General features: G+C 52.1%; 16 protein-coding genes. 9 read left to right on the top strand and 7 right to left on the bottom strand.

The window, feature by feature from the left end:
• The 4 genes from ATL17_RS14925 to ATL17_RS14910 all read left to right on the top strand — a co-directional run bounded on the left by ATL17_RS14925 (position 1) and on the right by ATL17_RS14910 (position 4205).
• Entirely contained in the window at positions 1–729 is a 729-nt protein-coding gene (locus ATL17_RS14925; protein ID WP_133573609.1) for a histidine utilization transcriptional repressor HutC, read from the top strand.
• 68 nt (positions 730–797) lie between these two features.
• A complete protein-coding gene (locus ATL17_RS14920; protein WP_133573608.1) occupies positions 798–1394 on the top strand; it encodes a hypothetical protein in 597 nt (198 codons plus the stop codon).
• A gap of 90 nt (positions 1395–1484) precedes the next feature.
• Positions 1485–3638, top strand: a complete 2154-nt coding sequence (locus tag ATL17_RS14915) for a methyl-accepting chemotaxis protein (RefSeq protein WP_133573607.1) — start codon at positions 1485–1487, stop codon at positions 3636–3638.
• Positions 3639–3722: 84 nt separating this feature from the next.
• Positions 3723–4205 carry an MmcB family DNA repair protein gene (locus ATL17_RS14910; RefSeq protein WP_133573606.1) on the top strand — a complete coding sequence of 161 codons (483 nt, stop codon included), beginning with the start codon at positions 3723–3725 and terminating at the stop codon, positions 4203–4205.
• On the opposite strand, the gene ATL17_RS14905 is transcribed toward ATL17_RS14910, so the two are convergent.
• From ATL17_RS14905 to ATL17_RS14885, 5 genes are all read right to left on the bottom strand, one after another.
• Positions 4202–5173, bottom strand: a complete 972-nt coding sequence (locus ATL17_RS14905; protein WP_133573605.1) for a hypothetical protein — start codon at positions 5171–5173, stop codon at positions 4202–4204. The genes ATL17_RS14910 and ATL17_RS14905 overlap by 4 nt on opposite strands.
• A 6-nt stretch (positions 5174–5179) precedes the next feature.
• A complete protein-coding gene (locus ATL17_RS14900) occupies positions 5180–6151 on the bottom strand; it encodes a hypothetical protein (RefSeq protein ID WP_133573604.1) in 972 nt (323 codons plus the stop codon).
• A 20-nt stretch (positions 6152–6171) separates the two neighbouring features.
• Positions 6172–7761, bottom strand: a complete 1590-nt coding sequence (locus tag ATL17_RS14895; RefSeq protein ID WP_133573603.1) for an MBL fold metallo-hydrolase — start codon at positions 7759–7761, stop codon at positions 6172–6174.
• Positions 7762–7858: 97 nt separating this feature from the next.
• Positions 7859–8413: an ActR/PrrA/RegA family redox response regulator transcription factor gene (locus tag ATL17_RS14890; RefSeq protein WP_133573602.1), complete on the bottom strand. Its 555-nt coding sequence runs from the start codon at positions 8411–8413 to the stop codon at positions 7859–7861.
• Between the two features lie 78 nt (positions 8414–8491).
• Positions 8492–9805: an ActS/PrrB/RegB family redox-sensitive histidine kinase gene (locus ATL17_RS14885; protein ID WP_246028731.1), complete on the bottom strand. Its 1314-nt coding sequence runs from the start codon at positions 9803–9805 to the stop codon at positions 8492–8494.
• Positions 9806–9978: 173 nt separating this feature from the next.
• Between ATL17_RS14885 and ATL17_RS14880 the strand changes: the two genes are divergently transcribed.
• From ATL17_RS14880 to ATL17_RS14865, 4 genes are all read left to right on the top strand, one after another.
• The gene (locus ATL17_RS14880; protein ID WP_133573601.1) at positions 9979–10434 is read left to right on the top strand and encodes a DUF2852 domain-containing protein; all 456 of its coding nucleotides are present in this window, start codon (positions 9979–9981) and stop codon (positions 10432–10434) included.
• A gap of 131 nt (positions 10435–10565) precedes the next feature.
• Positions 10566–11315 carry a M48 family metallopeptidase gene (locus ATL17_RS14875; RefSeq protein WP_133573600.1) on the top strand — a complete coding sequence of 250 codons (750 nt, stop codon included), beginning with the start codon at positions 10566–10568 and terminating at the stop codon, positions 11313–11315.
• Between the two features lie 82 nt (positions 11316–11397).
• Positions 11398–11904 carry a TetR/AcrR family transcriptional regulator gene (locus tag ATL17_RS14870; protein WP_133573599.1) on the top strand — a complete coding sequence of 169 codons (507 nt, stop codon included), beginning with the start codon at positions 11398–11400 and terminating at the stop codon, positions 11902–11904.
• 8 nt (positions 11905–11912) lie between these two features.
• Positions 11913–12605, top strand: a complete 693-nt coding sequence (locus ATL17_RS14865; RefSeq protein WP_133573598.1) for a DUF1295 domain-containing protein — start codon at positions 11913–11915, stop codon at positions 12603–12605.
• Between the two features lie 24 nt (positions 12606–12629).
• On the opposite strand, the gene ATL17_RS14860 is transcribed toward ATL17_RS14865, so the two are convergent.
• Positions 12630–14708 carry a transglycosylase domain-containing protein gene (locus ATL17_RS14860; protein ID WP_133573597.1) on the bottom strand — a complete coding sequence of 693 codons (2079 nt, stop codon included), beginning with the start codon at positions 14706–14708 and terminating at the stop codon, positions 12630–12632.
• Positions 14709–14882: 174 nt separating this feature from the next.
• Here ATL17_RS14860 and ATL17_RS14855 point away from each other — a divergent pair, with 174 nt between their 5' ends.
• Positions 14883–15359: a GNAT family N-acetyltransferase gene (locus tag ATL17_RS14855; protein WP_133573596.1), complete on the top strand. Its 477-nt coding sequence runs from the start codon at positions 14883–14885 to the stop codon at positions 15357–15359.
• 25 nt (positions 15360–15384) lie between these two features.
• Here ATL17_RS14855 and gyrB read toward each other — a convergent pair whose 3' ends face one another.
• Entirely contained in the window at positions 15385–17814 is a 2430-nt protein-coding gene (gyrB, locus tag ATL17_RS14850) for a DNA topoisomerase (ATP-hydrolyzing) subunit B (protein ID WP_133573595.1), read from the bottom strand.
• Between the last annotated feature and the right edge of the window lie 128 nt (positions 17815–17942).

Raw genomic sequence — 17942 nt, 5'->3', positions numbered from 1 at the left:
ATGACAGAACGCGCTTCAGCCTCCCCCTATCTCACCATCAAGAATGATTTGCTCAGCCAAATCCGCAGCGGCCAATTGCGCCCGGGTGATGCGGTGCCGCATGAAGAAACCATTGCCCAGCAATATGGGGTGGCGCGCGCGACGGTACATCGGGCGATGCGGGAATTGGCAGAAGAAGGTTTTGTTGAACGCAAGCGGCGTGCAGGTACGCGGGTCGCTGCTGTAGGCGGCCGCACCACCAAGGTGGATATTGCTTTGGTGCGCGATGAAATTGAGCGTACGGGCGCGCCTTATCGTTTCAAGATTCTCACCCGCAACGTGTTGGTCGAAGATGATTTCGCCCAGCGCATTTTGCGGGTCAGCAGTAAACAGCCAGTGCTTTATCTCGAGATTTTGCACTATGCCGGTGACCAGCCCTATCAGTTGGAAGAACGCTGGATCAATTTAGACGTGGTGCCGAGTGCGGAAACCCAACCTTTTGACGCCACCAACCCCAATGAATGGCTTATTGCGACCATGCCATATGCCGAGGCGGAACATAAATTTTCAGCACAGAATGCAACGGCGAACCAGGCCAAGGCGCTTGCCCTTGCCGAAGGGGACGCTCTGTTTGTGATTGAGCGCCGCACCGCGCTCGATGCGAAAATGATCACCTATGTGCGCATGCTGCATCCGGGGCAGACCTATGCGATGGCAGCCACCAATTTCAGCCTGTCGACAAAAAATTAACTCAGTTGTGATAAGGGCTTAGCTACCGCGCAGGAAAGAGGGATTTTTGCGCGTGGTTAGGGGTTTTCATGAGTTCTTTTGATGTGGCGACCAATATGGGCGGCAATGACGCTCAAATTGCGCTGATCAATGATTTGGCACGGGATTTGGGCTTTCGTCAGATTACGCCCTATCTTAACCTATTGGCCGTGGAAGAACTTACCCGTAAGGTCCCGAACAATTTTTTCCTGTTTGCCACTGATGGCGAGCTGGGGCAGATCAAGTCTCAAATCCAAAATATCCGCAACAGTTCGCGGCCCCGGGTGCGCTTTTCGCCACTGATCTGCTTTGTGGAAGTGCCGCTGCCCATGTTGATTTCGCAATGCATCCAAATTGGGTTTGACGACATTCTCACCCTGCCTTGGGATCCGGCGCAAATGGTGCCGCGCCTGCGCAGACAGATCAATGCGCCGATCACTTTTTATGAAACTTCCACCTACTTTGGGCCGGATCGGCGTCGGTTTAGTCAAAAGCGAGCTGGCTCGACCATTTACAAGAAAAGCCAAGGATATCGCCGCATTGATATTCGACGCGACCCTGTGCACGGCGTTCAAATTTTAGGCGACAGCACGGTGGGCCACGTGGCCAAACGCCATAGCCATCTCTCCACCAATGTGGCGATCTAAGCAATAATCCTTATCTTTACTGGAAACTGCAATTAACCAAGATTGCAGGACAATGGCCCGCATAGATTTATCTGATTGCGAGCGATTGCCATGTTTAAATTGCCTACCTTAAAAATTGCAGCCCGCCTGCCACTTGCCCTTTCCATTTCTGCCCTCGCCATTGGCATGGGGCTTGGCACTGCGAGCTTTTTAATCAGTTCTCAAACCGTGCACGAGATGACCAAGAGTAAGTTGGAAGCGATTGTTGAAAGCCGCGCCATTGCCCTTAAACGCTATTTTGCGCAAGTGCGCGACGATTTGCTTTTGCAGGCCGAAAACCCTGTGGTGGTGGATGCCAGCAAAGATTTTGCCAATGCCTGGCAGCAGATTGAAGGTGATCCGCAAACCATTTTGCAACAGGGCTATGTGGCGCAAAACCCTTTTCCTGTGGGTGAAAAGGACAAGCTGCAAAAAGCAGAGTTGGGCCTTTGGTATGACAGCGTGCATGCGCGCTACCATTCCTATTTCAGCAATTTAATGCGCCGAAATGGCTATTATGATGTGTTCCTGTTCGATGTGGCGGGCAATTTGACCTACACCGTGGCCAAAGAAAATGACTATGCCACCAACTTTGCGGCCAATGGCGGCAAATGGGCTGAGTCAGATTTGGGTGGTGCGTTTCGCAGTGCGGCGAATTTAGCGCCCGGCGAATTCTCTTTCTTTGATATTGCCCCTTACGCCCCCAGTCAGAACTTGCCAGCGACTTTTATGTCGACACCATTGATTGACAAGTCTGGCACCCGTGTTGGAGTGTTGGCTTTTCAACTGCCAGTGGACGAGTTTACCACCATCATGCATGACAAAACCGGGCTTGGCACAACAGGCGAAACCTTTATCGTTGGTGCCGATCACATGTTCCGAAATGATTCAGCCTTCACCGAAGAAAATGATATTTTGAACACCAGCCTCGATTATCAGGCTATTGATGACGCGTTGGCCGGGCAACGTGGCTTTGCCACCACCGACACCTATCGCGGTCAGGATTTTTATCTCTTCACAGAACCTTTCAGCTTCGCTGGGGTGAGTTGGGCCGTGGCCGCCGTTAAGGGGGTTGCTGAATCCAATGAGCCTGTGGTTGCTTTGCGCAATTTGATGTTGATGATCGGGGCCGGTATTTTGGCCGTGATCATTGTCGCTGGCATCCTGTTTGCCCGTACCATTACCCGCCCGATTGCCCGGCTTTCTTCAACCATGAACGAGCTTGCCCAAGGCAAGTTGGATGTAGAAATTGAAGGTGCAGACGGTCAAGACGAAGTGGGCGACATGGCCCGGGCCGTGGATGTGTTCAAGCAAAATGCGATTGAGCGCCAACGGCTAGAAGGCGAAAGTGCCGCTGAAGCACAGGCCCAAGCCCAACGGCAAAAACGCGTGGAAGAATTGATCACCCACTTCCGCACCACAGTTGGTGATGCGCTTGAAATGGTGACGGCCAACAGCGCGCAAATGACCAATACGGCCAATATGCTCAATGAAATTGCCAACAATACGTCTGGGCAAGCGGGCGATGCCGCCAATGCTTCAAAAGAAGCGTCTACCAATGTGAAAGCGGTGGCCGCGGTGGCAGAAGAATTAGCCGCTTCCATTGAAGAAATTTCGCGACAGGTTGCCAAAACCAATACAATCGTCAATTCAGCTGCGGAAGCGGCGCAGTTGACGAATGGTCGGGTGACCCGCTTGGCCGATGCCGCACAAAAGATTGGCGATGTGGTGGCGCTTATTCAGGATATTGCAGAACAGACCAATCTGTTGGCCCTTAACACTTCGATTGAAGCGGCGCGGGCGGGCGAAATGGACAAGGGCTTTGCGGTGGTGGCCACCGAAGTGAAATCACTGGCCAATCAAACCGCTAATGCCACAGAAGAAATTTCCAACCAGATTACGGAAATTCAGGAAAGCACCAAAGATGCGGTGGCGGCCATTGAGCAAATCGCCAGCACCATGACCGAGGTGACACAATATACCACGTCCATCGCCTCCGCTGTGGAAGAACAGGGCGCGGCAACCGCAGAAATCAGCCAAAGCGTCACCCAAGCCGCAACGGGCACGGAACAGGTTACCGGGTCAATCAACACGGTCACCACTGCGGCGGACGAGACCAACCAAAGCGCCAATCAGGTGTTGGTGGCCTCGCAGGATATGGCGCAGCAGGCGCAAACCTTGCGGACAACGGTCGACAAGTTTTTGACCGAAGTTGCGGCGGCTTAAACCCACATCAAAAGGCACTCCACTTCGGGGTGCCTTTTGATTTTGCCGCGTTGCGCAGCACATATTTTGCGCTAAACTTGCGCGATGACCCAAGATTCGCTGCAAAATTTGCCCCCCATTGTGGATGGAAGACAATCTGAAACCGCGCTTAAAGTGCAACGCGGCTGCATGCGGTTTTTGCGTGCGCAACATGACATAACCTGCTTTGCTGAAGTGCCACTGGCCAATGGGCGGCGTGCGGATTTGCTGGGCGTAACGCCAAAGGGCGAAATTTGGATTGTGGAGATCAAATCCAGTTTGGAAGATTTTCGGGTAGACCAGAAATGGCCCGAATATCACGAGTTTTGTGATCGCTTTTTCTTCGCCAAACCGCCAGAGTTGGCTGCTGAAATTTTTCCCGAAAGTGAAGGCCTCATCGTTGCTGACGGACATGGCGCTGATATGATCCGCCCCTCCGGCCTCGACAAAATGGCCCCCGCACGCCGAAAAACCTTGATGATCAAACTGGCCCGCCTCGGCGCCGACCGCATCCACAGCCTGATGGACCCCGGCCCCAGCGCGCTTTAATATCGCTGCGGCGCGAAGTTGCGCCAAGGGCGCAATCTGAACGCTGTAATCTCTGAATCAGAAATATTGGCAATGGCAGGCGCATCTGTTTGTTGATCAAGCTGATTGAGCGCATTCAGCCGACGCTGGGCGGCCAATGTAACATTTTCCAAACGCTGCGGATCTTTTGATGCGAATTCAGACGATGAGAAATGAGGGTGGAAATTGATTTCGTAAAATTGAGGCCTGCCTTCAACCAAGCCAAAATCCACCCGACCATATTCAATATTGGCCAATTCAAAAACGCGCCTTACTTCGTCCTGAAACGCATTTTCCTTCATTAATTTTGCTTCAAATGCACTCGCATCTGGCGGCATATGATCGACATCACGATATTTCACATACCATTTTTCATCAAAGAGCATCATGTTGAAGCTGATGGTTTGATCGATACGATAGGCCGCCAGCTTTGCATAGAATTCGCCTTGATATGGCACTGCGCAAAACTCAATCACGACGAGGTCGTCAAGCGGCTCTCCCTTTTGCTCAAGTTCAGTCAGTGCGTCATCAAGCGCATCCTGATTTTCAAGCAATTGCGTGAGCGGCGGTAAGCTGACGGACAAGTGACGCACAAAAACTGGAAACCGATTTGGTTGCGGCGCGTCGCTGGCCAAATAAGCATTAAATTGATTGACCCCATGGTCATAAAGCGTGCGAAGCAACCGATAGCGGTTTTTGGCTGCGGCCGGATCGTTCAGCGCCTTAAACCCGGCGCCCGCCTCATTAATGTGATGATAAATTTTGCTTGCCAAACGGCGCTCGCGTGGGTGCAATCGATCGATAAAAGTGAAAATATATGTCGCCGCGGGTAACCGCCGGGTGCGGAAGAGCCAGCTGTAAGTTTTGTGCTTGTACGCTGGCGCATCAGGAAAAACTTTAAACCCATGCAGATTGCCACGCTGCCGGTTTGGGCCGATAAAAATAAGCATAAAAACTCAATATCTTTGGGGTGCAAAATTTCGCCAAGGACGAAGGCGAAAGGCTGTTATCTCTGAATCTACAATATTTGCAATGGGTTGAGCAGATGATTTTGAGACCAAAGCCTTCATCGCATCCATACGACGACGGGCAGCAAACTTTGCATTTTCCAACCGCACCGGGCATTTGGACTCATATTCCGACATCGTGAATTGCGGATGGAAATTGATCTCATAAAATTGCGGGCGACTGTCGACCAATGAGAAATCGACGCGGCCATATTCAATTTGCGCTAAATCGAAAACCGTCTTGGCCTCGTCCATCCATTTGTTTTCGCGCAACAGCTTTGCTTCAATTTCCGCAGAGTTGGGCGGCATGGTGTCAACTTCGCCATATTTCACATACCATTTCTGGTCATAGAGAAACAAATCCAGCATATATCGATCATCGATCCGATAGGCTGAAAGCTTGACGAAATAGTCTTCCATATAAGGCTCAGCACGATATTCGATGACAATCAAATCATCTAAAGGTTCCCCGGTCTGAGCTAGTTTTTCAATCGCGATTTCCAACTCACTTTGTGAGTAAATCAGATCTGTGACTGGCGGCAAACTGACTGACAAATTGCGCAGGAAAACGGGGAACTTAGCGGGTTGTGGCGCTTCATCTGCGCGATAGCCATTGAAGTCATTTATGCCCGCGCCATGCAAAGCCCGTAAAATCCCCAGCCTATTTTTGGCTTTGGCGGGATCATTTAGGGCTTTAAAGCCAGTTCCGGCAGCATTGATGTGGCGATAAATCTTGGCCGCCAATTGCCGTTCGCGCGGGTGCAAACGGTCAATAAACGTGAAGATATAGGTCGCTGGGGGCAAGCGGTGTGTTCTGAATAGCCAATTATAGGTTTTGTGCTTGGTCGCCGGCGCATCCTGAAACGCCTTAAATCCAAGCACGTTACCGCGTTGACGGTTGGGTCCGATGAAAATGATCACCTAGCTTGTTCCCGTCGCACCTAAGCTTTGTCCAGTTCAGCGCGGAGGCGCTTCATTAGGTTTAGGCGTTTTTTGTCACTTTGTTCTTCGGTGAGAAGATGGCCGAGCTCGATGGAGAAGCGGGCATATTCGGCGGACCAATCTTGCGTGAATTGTTGCGGATCGATGCGCAGATGCTCGGCTTGATGCACTTCGCCAACGCCGTTGGCGCGCAGTTCAAACTGATCATCCAATTGTGGTGCTATCACCTTGTCTGGCCCCAAGCCTTTTTCGCCTAAAGCCTGTTTCATGGCATCGCGGCTTTCATCTTCCCCATGGGTAAGGAAAATTGCACCGTGCGCGGGCAAGCGTTCGGCAATCCAATCCATCAATTCGGTATGATCACCATGGGCAGAATAGTTGCCGATGGAGCGAATGGCGGCGCGCACAATGTGGTTATTACCATGGATGCGCACTTCATTTTTGCCCGATTTGATCACATGGCCTAATGTGCCCGGCGCTTGGTAGCCAACGAAAAGCACGGTGGATTTTGGATCAGAAATATTGTTGCGCAAATGGTGTTTGATCCGCCCGGCATCGCACATGCCAGAGGCGGCCATGATGATGGCCCCGCCATTGATCCGGTTGATGGCTTTACTCTCTTCCACCGATTCAACAATACGGAACCGATCATCGGCAAACAGCTCTTCAGGGTTTAGTTCCACATCTTGCAGGTCAGCCGCATGGCGCTTGAACACGGAGGTGACGCGGCGCGCCAAAGGCGAATCGAGGAAAACCAATTGCGGGTCAATTTCACCCCGTTTGATCAAGAGGCCGATATCGTGCAGTAATTCTTGACTGCGCTCGACCGCAAATGCGGGAATGACCAAATTGCCACCACGGGCCAGAGCCTGATTGATCTCTTTTTTCAGTGCAGTGCGGCGTTCTTCTAGGGAATAGTCATCTCTATCCCGGCCACCATATGTGCTTTCGCACAAAATGTAGTCAAAGCCAGATGGCGCGTGAGGCTCGAGATAAAACACTTTTTCATCCGGGCCCAAATCGCCAGAGAACAGCATTTTGATGGTCTTGCCCTGTTCATCTTGCACATGCACTTCAATGGAGGCGCTACCTAAAATATGCCCCGCATTCCAAAAGCGTGCTTTTACACCGGGGCCGGGTTCAAACCATTCCTCATAGGGATGTGCTTTAGACCGCGCGATGGTTTCTTCTGCATGCTCGCGGGTGTAGAGCGGCTCGATCAGTTCTTCGCCTTTGCGTGCCCGTTTACGGTTCTGCCGTTCGGCCTCATATTCTTGAATGCCCGCGCTGTCTGGCAGCAAATAATCCATCAAACCGGTTGTGGGTGCGGTGCCATGAATAGGGCCTTTAAAGCCATGCTTGACCAATTTGGGCAACAGGCCCGCATGGTCGATATGGGCATGGGTGAGCAGCACATAATTTTGTTTGGCTGGGTCGAACGGGAAAGGTTTGTCGTTAAGCGCGCGCACGGCTTTGTTGCCTTGAAACAGGCCGCAATCCACAAGGAATTGACCACCCGGATGGGTGACCCGATAGCAAGATCCGGTGACGGTGCCTGCTGCACCATGGAAAGATAAAACAACGCTCATTTTAAAAACCTTTGTGATTTTTCCCGTGTCCGTTGCTTATGTTTAGCAGCCGGATGGCACGGAAAAAAGACAAAGTGCGTTGATTTATCGAAATGTTTTAGCGTGGGGCGCGTTTTGCCAAAATGCGTTGCAAGGTGCGGCGATGCATATTAAGGCGTCGTGCGGTTTCCGACACGTTGCGGTCGCACAATTCATAAACCCGCTGAATATGCTCCCAACGCACCCGATCTGCCGACATTGGATTTTCTGGCGGATCGGCCTTGATCTCATCTTCATCAGCCATCAGCGCTTTGAACACGTCGTCCGCATCAGCCGGCTTGGCAAGATAATCCACAGCCCCCAATTTTACGGCAGTTACGGCGGTGGCAATATTGCCATATCCAGTGAGCACCACAGTGCGCGCGTCTGGCCGCTTTTCTTTCAGCGTGGACACCACATCCAGCCCATTGCCATCTTCAAGGCGCATATCCACCACCGCATAGGCGGGAGGGTTGGATTTAACCTGTGCCATGCCTGCGGCAACGCTGTCTGCCGTGCGCACATCAAAGCCACGCTTTTGCATGGCGCGTTCAAGCCGGGTCAAAAAGGGTTTATCATCATCCACAAGCAGTAAGGACAAATCTTTGTCCAAAAGTTCGGGCACACTGGTCATTGTCGTATCCTCGCAATTGATACTTTATGGCACTATTTCGACCCTAAGGTCAAAACCATCTCGACGAATACGTTTAAATCACTCATTGAGTTCAATCACCTGTCTTGGCCATGCTATTTTGACGCAGGCATGGCGGCCTTCATCGCGGTTGTAAAAGTCGAGGTGGGCGCCCGTGCGCTCCAACAAGGTTTTCGCGATAAAGATACCAAGGCCAAGGCCTCCGGGCTCAGTGGGGTCGCTATCTTTCATATCTTTTGGCCGGGTGGTGAGATAGGGCTCGCCCATACGCATCAGCATATCCTGAGTGTAGCCAGGCCCATCATCACAGATGGATATTTCCAACATCTTGTCGGTCCACCGCACCTTCACCTCAACACGGCTTTGAGCGAAATCTACCGCGTTTTCGATAAGATTACCCAAGCCGTAGATCAGGCCCGAATTCCGCGCCATTTTTGGTTCCTGCCCATCGCCTTGGGCATCAATATCAATATCGATGCCAAAAAAGCGCTGGGGTTCAGACACTTCAGCCACTAGATCACTGGGGCTAAGTTCGTAAAAATGCTCTTCATTGGTGTTGAGGTTGCGCAGTTTTTGCAAAATCTCGCGACAGCGGGTGGCTTGCTCGGTGATCAGTTCCAAATCTTTTTTCAGCGATTGCGGGTCGTCCAGATCGGTCTGCATCTCTTTTGCAGCAAGGGCAATGGTGGCCAGAGGCGTGCCAAGCTCATGTGCGGCGGCGGCGGCCAAGCCATCGATGGCAGAGAGGTGCTGTTCTCGCGCCAGCACCAATTCTGTGGCGCTAAGGGCATCAGCCAATTGCCGCGCTTCGTGGGCTACCCGGTTGGTATAGGCCGCGGTGAAGGCCACACCGCACACCAAGGCGACCCAAATGCCAAACACATATAGATTATTGATGGAGAACGGTTCCGCCCCGCTCCATGGCAGTGGCATATGAAACAGGCCCAACAATGAAATGATGGCCACGGCCAAGGCACTTAGCGCCAAGGTCCAACGATAAGGCAAAGTGGTGGCCGACACGCTGACCGGTGCCAGAAGCAACAAAGCGAAAGGGTTATAAAGGCCACCGGTTAGATAAAGCAGCCCACCCAATTGCAATGAATCATACGCCAATTGGATGGCAGAGACTTGCGACCGCAGACGCAAGGTGGCGGGAAACCGCACCAGCAAAAACACATTTAGCCAGGCAGACATGGCAATCAGGGTGAAACAGGCGGCCAAGGGCAGTTCATAATTGAGCAAAAATGCCACCACCAGCACCCCGGCGCTTTGCCCCGCGACGGCAAGCCAGCGTAAACGCACCAGCGTTTCAAGGCGCAATCTATGGTGGCCGCTATAGGCCAAGGCGGGTGCTGTTTGTTCTGAATCGGTCAATTTTGGCTCCCGAATTTGAATGGGCCGCGGAAATTTTGGGGCATTTTTCCCCGTTTTACGGGCCGCTGGGCGTTGCTTTGTGCTTTTTCAAGACCCTTTTTGCAAAAAATTGGTGCTTGAAGCCACCAAAATCGCGCCCAAATCTAAGTCATCGTTGATGAAGAGGTGATACAATGAGCACACAATTGATTAAACCAGAATGGTCCCCATTGACCATTGGTCTTATGGTTCTTGGCTTTATTATTTTCTGGCCGCTTGGCTTGGCCATGTTGTTCTACATCTTGTGGGGCGAACATTGGGGCGGCTCAAGCGACAAAGCCGAAAAATGGATGAAAAACCAAAAGCACAAAATGAAGGGCTGTCGCGGTTCTAAACATCGCCGTGGCGCAACTGGCAACGCTGCTTTTGATGAATATCGCGAAGCCGAAATTCGTCGCATTGAAGAAGAGCGTGCCCGCCTTGAGCAAGAGCGTGAAGAGTTTGAAGATTTCTTGCGCAATTTGCATATGGCCCGTGACCGTGAAGAATTTGATCGCTTTAAGTCTGAACACCGCGCAAAGCGCCATGATGACGACGAAGATGATCGTTTTTCCCGCCGCGATGATGAAAAGAAACGCGACGACTATTAAAATCTAGCTTCCTCCCTGCCCTTGCGCTTGCCCCCGAAATAAGCGCAAGGGACCCCTGACCCCCAAAACTGATCTTAAGCGGATCTGGCACCCTATTTAGGGTGCCTTTTTTGTTGCCAAAGCAGGTTCATTTGCGCGAAATTCAAATCATGATGTTGAAACGTCGCCAAGCGATTCCCGACAGGCTGACCCTTGATCTCACCGCAGGTTCGGTGGATGTTTTGGTGCGCCAAAATGCGCGGGCCAAACATTATCGCTTATCGCTGCATCCCAAACATGGCCCCACTTTGACAGTGCCGAAACGTGGCAATTGGCCCGATGCGCAGGATTTTTTGCGACGGCATCATGATTGGCTCAATCAACGCATGGACAAGATTGCCTTGCCTCGCCTAGTTGAGCCGGACATGGCGCTTCCCTTGCGTGGGGTGCCGCATATTTTGGGCCGTACCGAGCAATTGCGCGGTTTGGTGCAAATAGATGACGCGCTACAGCGAATTGACGTGCCGGGGGCGCCTGAACACTTTGCCCGCAAGTTGGGCGATTGGTTAAAGGCGCAGGCGCGGCAGGATTTGGAACGGCAAGTGCAGCTCCACGCGGCGCGTTTGAAGCTTTCGCCCAAGGGGATCACCATTCGTGATCAAACCAGCCGTTGGGGATCTTGCAGCTCTTCGGGCCAATTGAATTTTTCGTGGCGATTGGTGTTGGCGCCCCCCTTTGTGCTGGACTATGTCGCCGCGCATGAGGTGGCGCATTTGCGTGAAATGAACCATTCACCCCGCTTTTGGCGCACGGTGAAAGAGACCTTGCCAGACATGAAACTTGGTCATGATTGGCTGAAGGAAAATGGGCGCGAGCTGATGCGCTATCAAATCACCCGTTAGATATTTTTGTTCTTTTTCTTGACGCACGCAATTTTAGCGCCTACATACAAACCGACCGGTCGGTTTGTATGTGGAGACTTAAATGGCGCAGCTCAAAGATCAATTATTGGACATCGCTTTCGATATGTTTTTGGCCCAAGGCTATGATGGCGTGGGGCTTAGCGAGGTGATCAAAAAAGCGGGTGTTTCCAAAGGCGCGCTCTATCATCATTTCAGCTCAAAGGACGATTTGATCGACCAGGTGTTGCAGCGTTATTTTCTCGATGGCTTTGCCGCGATGGATTTTGAGGCCTTTGCCAATGCCTCGGACACGGATCAACTTCACCTGTTGCAGACTGGCTATCAATCCATGTTCGGCGACACCGCCACTTTCAACAAATATGGGCTGGCCCGGTATTTCGCGCTGTTTTTTGACAGTATGGCGCGCAACCAAAAATTTGGAGATGCGATCCGCAGCTATTACACGAAAATTGAAACTGCTTTGTCTCCGCAAATGCTGTCTCTTTTGCGCCAGATGGAAGGTGAGATTTATCTCGCCGCCATCCACCATCGCCAACCTGATTTTTCATTCCTCCCGCACAAAGATTGAGGTGCATTATGCTTGAGCTATATGGTTCAAAATCAAAATCTGTTCCGCAAAAAATCACCATCACATTGATAGAACTGGCACTGATCGGGCTTTCGGCATGGATCATGTTTGGTAGTGGCGGACCACTGATCGCCAATCTGGTTGACTGGTCGTTGCCCGCAACTACCCCCACCCGCTACGGCGTGATCTTGGCCTTCAATATCGTCATTTTACTACGCATGGGCTTTATGATGTTTTATCTGATGAAGCGCACTTTGCCTTGGTCTGAAGCCTTCGCTGTGCCCGCCGCTTTTGCCCTCTATTATGTGGGCTTCGCCATTTTGGTGCTGCCGAATGATGCGCCGCTGGGAATGGTTGATTATGCGGCAATCGCCTTGTTTGCGCTTGGCTGCCTACTCAACACATGGTCCGAACTGCAACGGCATGTTTTCAAGCAAGACCCGGCAAATAAGGGCAAGCTTTATACTGGCGGGTTGTTCGCCTATTCCATGCACATCAATTTTTTTGGCGATATTGTTTGGGTGGGTGCCTATGCGCTGATCGCCGGGCACTGGCTGGGCGCCGCCATTCCGCTGATGCTGTTTTGCACTTTCGCGTTTTACAATGTACCGCTGTTGGATGCCTATTTGCGCGACCGCTATGGCGAGCCATTTGAGGCCTATGAAGCACGGACCAAAAAACTGATTCCGTTCATCTATTAGGCGAGCAAGATCATCTTCTCGCGCCTAGTTGCGCGAGAAGATTTCATTGATCAAATCACCAAGATTGCGGCGTTGCCCCTCTTGCGGCTGCGCCTGCCGATTGGTCATCGGCTCCAACACTTGATTCTGATTGTCAAACCGCACATTGCCGCCCGGAATTTGCGCAACGGCTAAACCTTCATGGGCTTCTTGCATAAAATCGTGCCAGATTTGCACGGGGATATTGCCGCCGCTTGCCTTGGTGGGGGTGTCATCATCATTACCCACCCATACGCCGGTGACGAGGCGCGCGCTATATCCCACAAACACAGCGTCACGGTTCTTTTGGGAGGTACCCGTTTTACCCGCGATGGGCCAATTGCCAAACTGTGCTTTGCGGCCTGTGCCCACTTCCACGGCATGCACCAACATGTCATTCATCATGGGGATATATTCAGGCGCGATCACCTGACCGGGGCCCACAGGTTCGTGATTGTAAAGCACTTCGCCATCGGCGGTTTCAATGCGCGAAATAACCCGCGCGATAATGCCCTCGCCACCATTGGCAAATGGCGCATAGGCTGCGGTGAGCTCAAGCAATGAAATGCCTGTTGTGCCCAACGCGCTTGAGGGCACCGCATCAATATTGCTGGAAATACCGAGCTTATAAGCGGTTTGCGCAATCTGGCGTGGGCCAAGCTCAATGGCCAATTTGCCCGCAACAACGTTGGACGACATGGCCAATGCATCACGCAATTGAATGCGCCCGCGATATTTGCCGCCTGCATTTTCCGGCGACCAATTCTGGTAGGTGAATGGCGCATCTTCCACCACTGTGTCTGGCCGATAGCCGTTTTCCAACGCGGTGAGATACACAAATGGTTTAAACGCCGAGCCAGATTGCCGCCGTGCAGTGACCGCGCGGTTATATTGGCTTTGGGTATAATCAATACCGCCCACAATGGCCTGCACTGCGCCATCCGGGGTCATAGACACCAGCGCGCCTTGGCTAAAGGCTCGTTCTTCGCCCTGTTCCCGCACAATTTCTTTGATCAGGAATTCAGCCTGTTTCTGCATTTCCCAATTGATGGTGGTGTAGACAATCACGTCCTGATTCACTTCACCCAGATAGTTATCCATCAAGGTTTCCACCCAATCGGCCACATAATATTCAGTGCCGGTGACGCGGGTGCGGATGCGTTTGTTGGGATCAATAGCGGCCGCTTTTGCCTCAGCTTCTGAGATGTAGCCTTCTTCCGCCATGGCATTGAGCACCAGGCGGGCCCGGGCAGCTGCCCCTTCGGGGTTTTTGTTCGGCGCCAGACGTGACGGCGCTTTGAGGAGGCCCGCCAAAATGGCGGATTCGCCCAAGGATAGATTACGGGCAGACTTCCCGAAATAACGCTGGGCTGCCGCCTCAATACCATAAGAGCCTGCGCCAAAATAAACCCGGTTCAAATAGAGCTGCAAAATTTCGTCTTTGGTGAAGTTCTGCTCCAACCAAACGGACAAAAGCGCTTCTTGAATTTTCCGGCCATAATTTTGGTCTGGCGTTAGGAATAGATTTTTCGCCACCTGTTGGGTGATTGTGGAGCCACCGCCCGTGATGCGGCCTTCAATCGTGTTGTTAACGAAGGCTCGGGCGATGCCGATCGGATCGACCCCGAAATGGTCGTAAAAGCGCCGATCTTCAATCGCTAACACGGCAGCAGGCACGAAATGCGGCAATTCATGAATGGAGACCGCTTCGCCCCCCATTTTACCGCGGTTGGACAATAGCCGCCCGTCGGCCGCAACAATGCGAATATTGGCCGGGCGATCCGGAATGGCCCATGTGTCAGAGGATGGCAATTGCATGCCATAATAGGCGACAACGCCGATGACCGCGATGCCGGCCCAAACGCCCAGAACCACGCCCCAATAGAATAGCCGCCGAAAGACCCGCCAGAAGGTCCATTTCTGCTGCTTTTTCGCCTTACGACGTGTTGTTTTCTTTTTCGGAGCAGCTGTTTTCGCCGCCGCTTTGGTTTTGGTGCGCGTGCCAGACTTTTTGCCTTTGTTCGCGCCCACACGATCAGCGGTGGTTAATTTCAGGTCGGATGATTTGGATGGTTTACGCGCCACCAACAGCCCTCACGGATTTGATTAAAAGTCGAGGAAAGTGCTTTAACAATGTAATTGTGGCCGGTTTATGGGGTGTAAACATTTTTGCAACACCGCATTTTTCTCTCTCGCTGCCCTTTGCATGCGCACAGCCATCACCTTAAAGAAGGCTTTTGGCCAAATTGTGAGCAAGTGATGAGTTCTTCCCTTTCCATTCGTACGGCGCGCAAAGAAGATATAGCTGCGCTATCCGACATTTTGATCGCAACATTTGAGCAAGTGTGGCACCCCCGGCTTACTGGCCCCGGCATTGAAAAGGGCAAAGATTTCCCCACGCGTGTGCTTGATTATCTCGAGCAATATGTCGCCGACATTTATGTGGCAACATTGGATGACAAGCCTTTGGGGATGATCCATTGGATTGGTGACTTTGTGGCTGCTTTGCATGTGTCGCCTGCAGCGCAAGGCAAAGGGGTTGGCAGCTCACTGTTGGCCTTTGCCGAGCAAGAGATTGTCAAATCGCATGGTCAGGTGCGACTGGAAACCGACAGTTTTAACGTTCAGTCCCGCGCATTTTATCAAAAGCATGGGTTTGAGGAGATTAAGCAATATCCCGATGAAGAATGGGATAGCGGGTTCACCACGATCTTGCTGCAAAAGCCCCTAAAATAAAAAAGGCGCCCTAAGGCGCCTTTAACTATACATCGAGGTTGGCCACGCTCAGGGCATTTTCCTGAATAAATTCACGCCGCGGCTCAACCAAATCCCCCATCAATTTAGAGAAGGTCTCGTCTGCCACATCGCTTTCTTTAATGTGCACACGCAGCAAAGAACGAGCGTTTGGATCGAGCGTTGTTTCCCACAATTGGTCGGGGTTCATTTCACCCAGCCCCTTATAGCGCTGCATAGAGATGCCCTTGCGGCCAAAGCTGGTCATCGCATCATAAAGCGAGAACGGACCAAAAATCTGCTGGTGCTGTGCTTTACGTTCCAGCTTGGCCAAACCTTCAAACAGATTGCCCAAATAGCTGGCCAGTTTTTCCAGATTGCGCGCATCGGTTGAGCGCAGCAAGCCGCTGTCAATTTTATGGCTTTCCAACACGCCACGCACAGTGCGTTCAAAAATGTAACCTTCAGCCGGGTCAAATGTTCCCTGCCAACCTTGCTCCGTTTCGGCTGATACAAGATCAAGTCGCTGCGCAACGGTGTTGGCCATTTTTTCGCCCTTGGCTGGGTCTTCAAACACTTCAAGGCTCAGCGCGCCGGAGATTGCGCATTGCTCTACAATCTGCCGATCATAACGTGCATTCAGACCATTGATGGTGTGCACCATATCCCGGCTTTTGCCAGCCAGATCGAGCAAATCTTGCCCCGTGTGAGTGACGCCTGCGGCAGTGATCAGCGCAGCATCTTCCAAACCAGTGTTTAGCAAATATTCTTCGAGTGCTTTCTCATCTTTCAAATATTGCTCTGATTGACCGCGACGCACTTTGTAAAGCGGTGGCTGCGCGATATAGACGTGGCCATTTTCGATCAATTCAGGCATTTGCCGATAGAAGAAGGTGAGCAACAGCGTACGAATGTGCGCCCCATCCACGTCCGCATCGGTCATGATGATGATTTTATGGTAGCGCAATTTTTCGATATTGAACTCTTCGCGCCCGATGGATGTGCCGAGCGCCATCACAAGGTTGCCAATTTCTTGGCTCGATAGCATTTTGTCAAAGCGCGCCCGCTCAACGTTCAAAATCTTACCACGCAGCGGCAAAACGGCCTGAGTGCCCCGGTCACGGCCCTGAGTGGCCGATCCGCCCGCACTATCACCCTCCACTAGGAAGAGTTCTGATTTGGCCGGGTCTTTTTCCGAGCAATCTTTAAGCTTGCCTGCCAGATAGGACACATCCAACGCGGTTTTACGCCGGGTCAGCTCCCGCGCCTTGCGCGCAGCTTCACGCGCCGCAGCAGCTTCGGCCACTTTTGAGATGATGTTCTTAGCTTCCTGCGGATGCTCTTCAAACCATTGGTTCAAACGCTCATTGACCACTGATTCCACCACGGGGCGGACTTCGGAGGACACAAGCTTGTCTTTGGTTTGAGATGAGAATTTCGGGTCCGGCACTTTAACGGACAGCACGCAGGTCAGGCCTTCACGGCAATCATCGCCTGTCAGCGACACTTTTTCGCGCTTAAGCACGCCTGAGCTATCCGCATAGCCTGTGACTTGCCGGGTCAACGCCCCGCGCAAGCCCGCCAAATGGGTACCGCCATCGCGCTGCGGAATATTGTTAGTAAAGCACAACACGTTCTCGTGGTAACTTTCGTTCCACCACAAGGCCAGCTCAACGGTAATGTCGTCTTTTTCAACGGTGATATAGATCGGGTTTTCAATCAGCGCCTGCTTGGATTTGTCCAAATAGCGGACAAAGGCTTCCAAACCGCCTTCGTAAAACAGCTCAACTTCTTTATCTTCGCCGTGGCGTTGATCTCGCAAGATGATGCGCGCGCCGGAGTTCAAGAAAGCCAATTCGCGCAAACGATGCTCGAGCGTATCATAGCTAAACTCCACCATGGTGAAGGTTTCAGGCGAGGGCAGGAAGGTCACTTTGGTGCCTGTTTCGTCGCCAGCATCGCCAACCACTTCCAAAGGTGCGTCTGCCACGCCATGGGTAAAGCGCATGCGGTGCACTTTGCCTTTGCGCTTCACTTCAAGCTCCAACCAGATTGAAAGCGCATTCACCACAGAAACGCCCACGCCGTGCAAGCCGCCCGACACCTTATAGGAGTTGGAATCGAACTTACCGCCCGCATGAAGCTGGGTCATGATCACTTCGGCAGCAGAAACGCCTTCTTCTTCGTGAATATCGGTTGGAATGCCGCGACCATTATCGGTGACAGAGACAGAACCATCCGGGTTCAATGTCACGGTCACATAGTCGGCATGGCCAGCAAGCGCTTCGTCAATCGCGTTGTCCACCACCTCATAGACCATATGGTGCAAGCCAGAGCCATCATCGGTGTCCCCGATATACATGCCCGGCCGTTTGCGCACCGCATCCAAGCCCTTGAGCACGCGAATGCTTTCCGCACCATATTCATTATCTTGAGGGGTCTGATTTTCTTCGCTCATTTGCACCGAATCACAATCTGTTTAGCTTCTCTTTTTCTAGACCTTTTTGGCCCTAAACCAAAGCGTTGCAGCCCGATTTTGCCGCTTTTTCTTGGGATTGTCGCCCCTTTTGGCCACTCAAGGCGAAA

The sequence above is a fragment of the Maritalea mobilis genome (assembly GCF_004363175.1).
GTDB lineage: Bacteria > Pseudomonadota > Alphaproteobacteria > Rhizobiales > Devosiaceae > Maritalea > Maritalea mobilis.
This window is presented reverse-complemented; position numbering and strand designations above follow the sequence as displayed.

Excerpts from the sequence above, each read along its gene's own strand:
- ATL17_RS14925 (WP_133573609.1), top strand. The coding sequence starts at position 1 with ATGACAGAACGCGCTTCAGCCTCCCCCTATCTCACCATCAAGAATGAT.
- ATL17_RS14920 (WP_133573608.1), top strand. The coding sequence starts at position 798 with ATGAGTTCTTTTGATGTGGCGACCAATATGGGCGGCAATGACGCTCAA.
- ATL17_RS14915 (WP_133573607.1), top strand. The coding sequence starts at position 1,485 with ATGTTTAAATTGCCTACCTTAAAAATTGCAGCCCGCCTGCCACTTGCC.
- ATL17_RS14910 (WP_133573606.1), top strand. The coding sequence starts at position 3,723 with ATGACCCAAGATTCGCTGCAAAATTTGCCCCCCATTGTGGATGGAAGA.
- ATL17_RS14905 (WP_133573605.1), bottom strand. The coding sequence starts at position 5,173 with ATGCTTATTTTTATCGGCCCAAACCGGCAGCGTGGCAATCTGCATGGG.
- ATL17_RS14895 (WP_133573603.1), bottom strand. The coding sequence starts at position 7,761 with ATGAGCGTTGTTTTATCTTTCCATGGTGCAGCAGGCACCGTCACCGGA.
- ATL17_RS14890 (WP_133573602.1), bottom strand. The coding sequence starts at position 8,413 with ATGACCAGTGTGCCCGAACTTTTGGACAAAGATTTGTCCTTACTGCTT.
- ATL17_RS14880 (WP_133573601.1), top strand. The coding sequence starts at position 9,979 with ATGAGCACACAATTGATTAAACCAGAATGGTCCCCATTGACCATTGGT.
- ATL17_RS14870 (WP_133573599.1), top strand. The coding sequence starts at position 11,398 with ATGGCGCAGCTCAAAGATCAATTATTGGACATCGCTTTCGATATGTTT.
- ATL17_RS14865 (WP_133573598.1), top strand. The coding sequence starts at position 11,913 with ATGCTTGAGCTATATGGTTCAAAATCAAAATCTGTTCCGCAAAAAATC.
- ATL17_RS14855 (WP_133573596.1), top strand. The coding sequence starts at position 14,883 with ATGAGTTCTTCCCTTTCCATTCGTACGGCGCGCAAAGAAGATATAGCT.
- gyrB (WP_133573595.1), bottom strand. The coding sequence starts at position 17,814 with ATGAGCGAAGAAAATCAGACCCCTCAAGATAATGAATATGGTGCGGAA.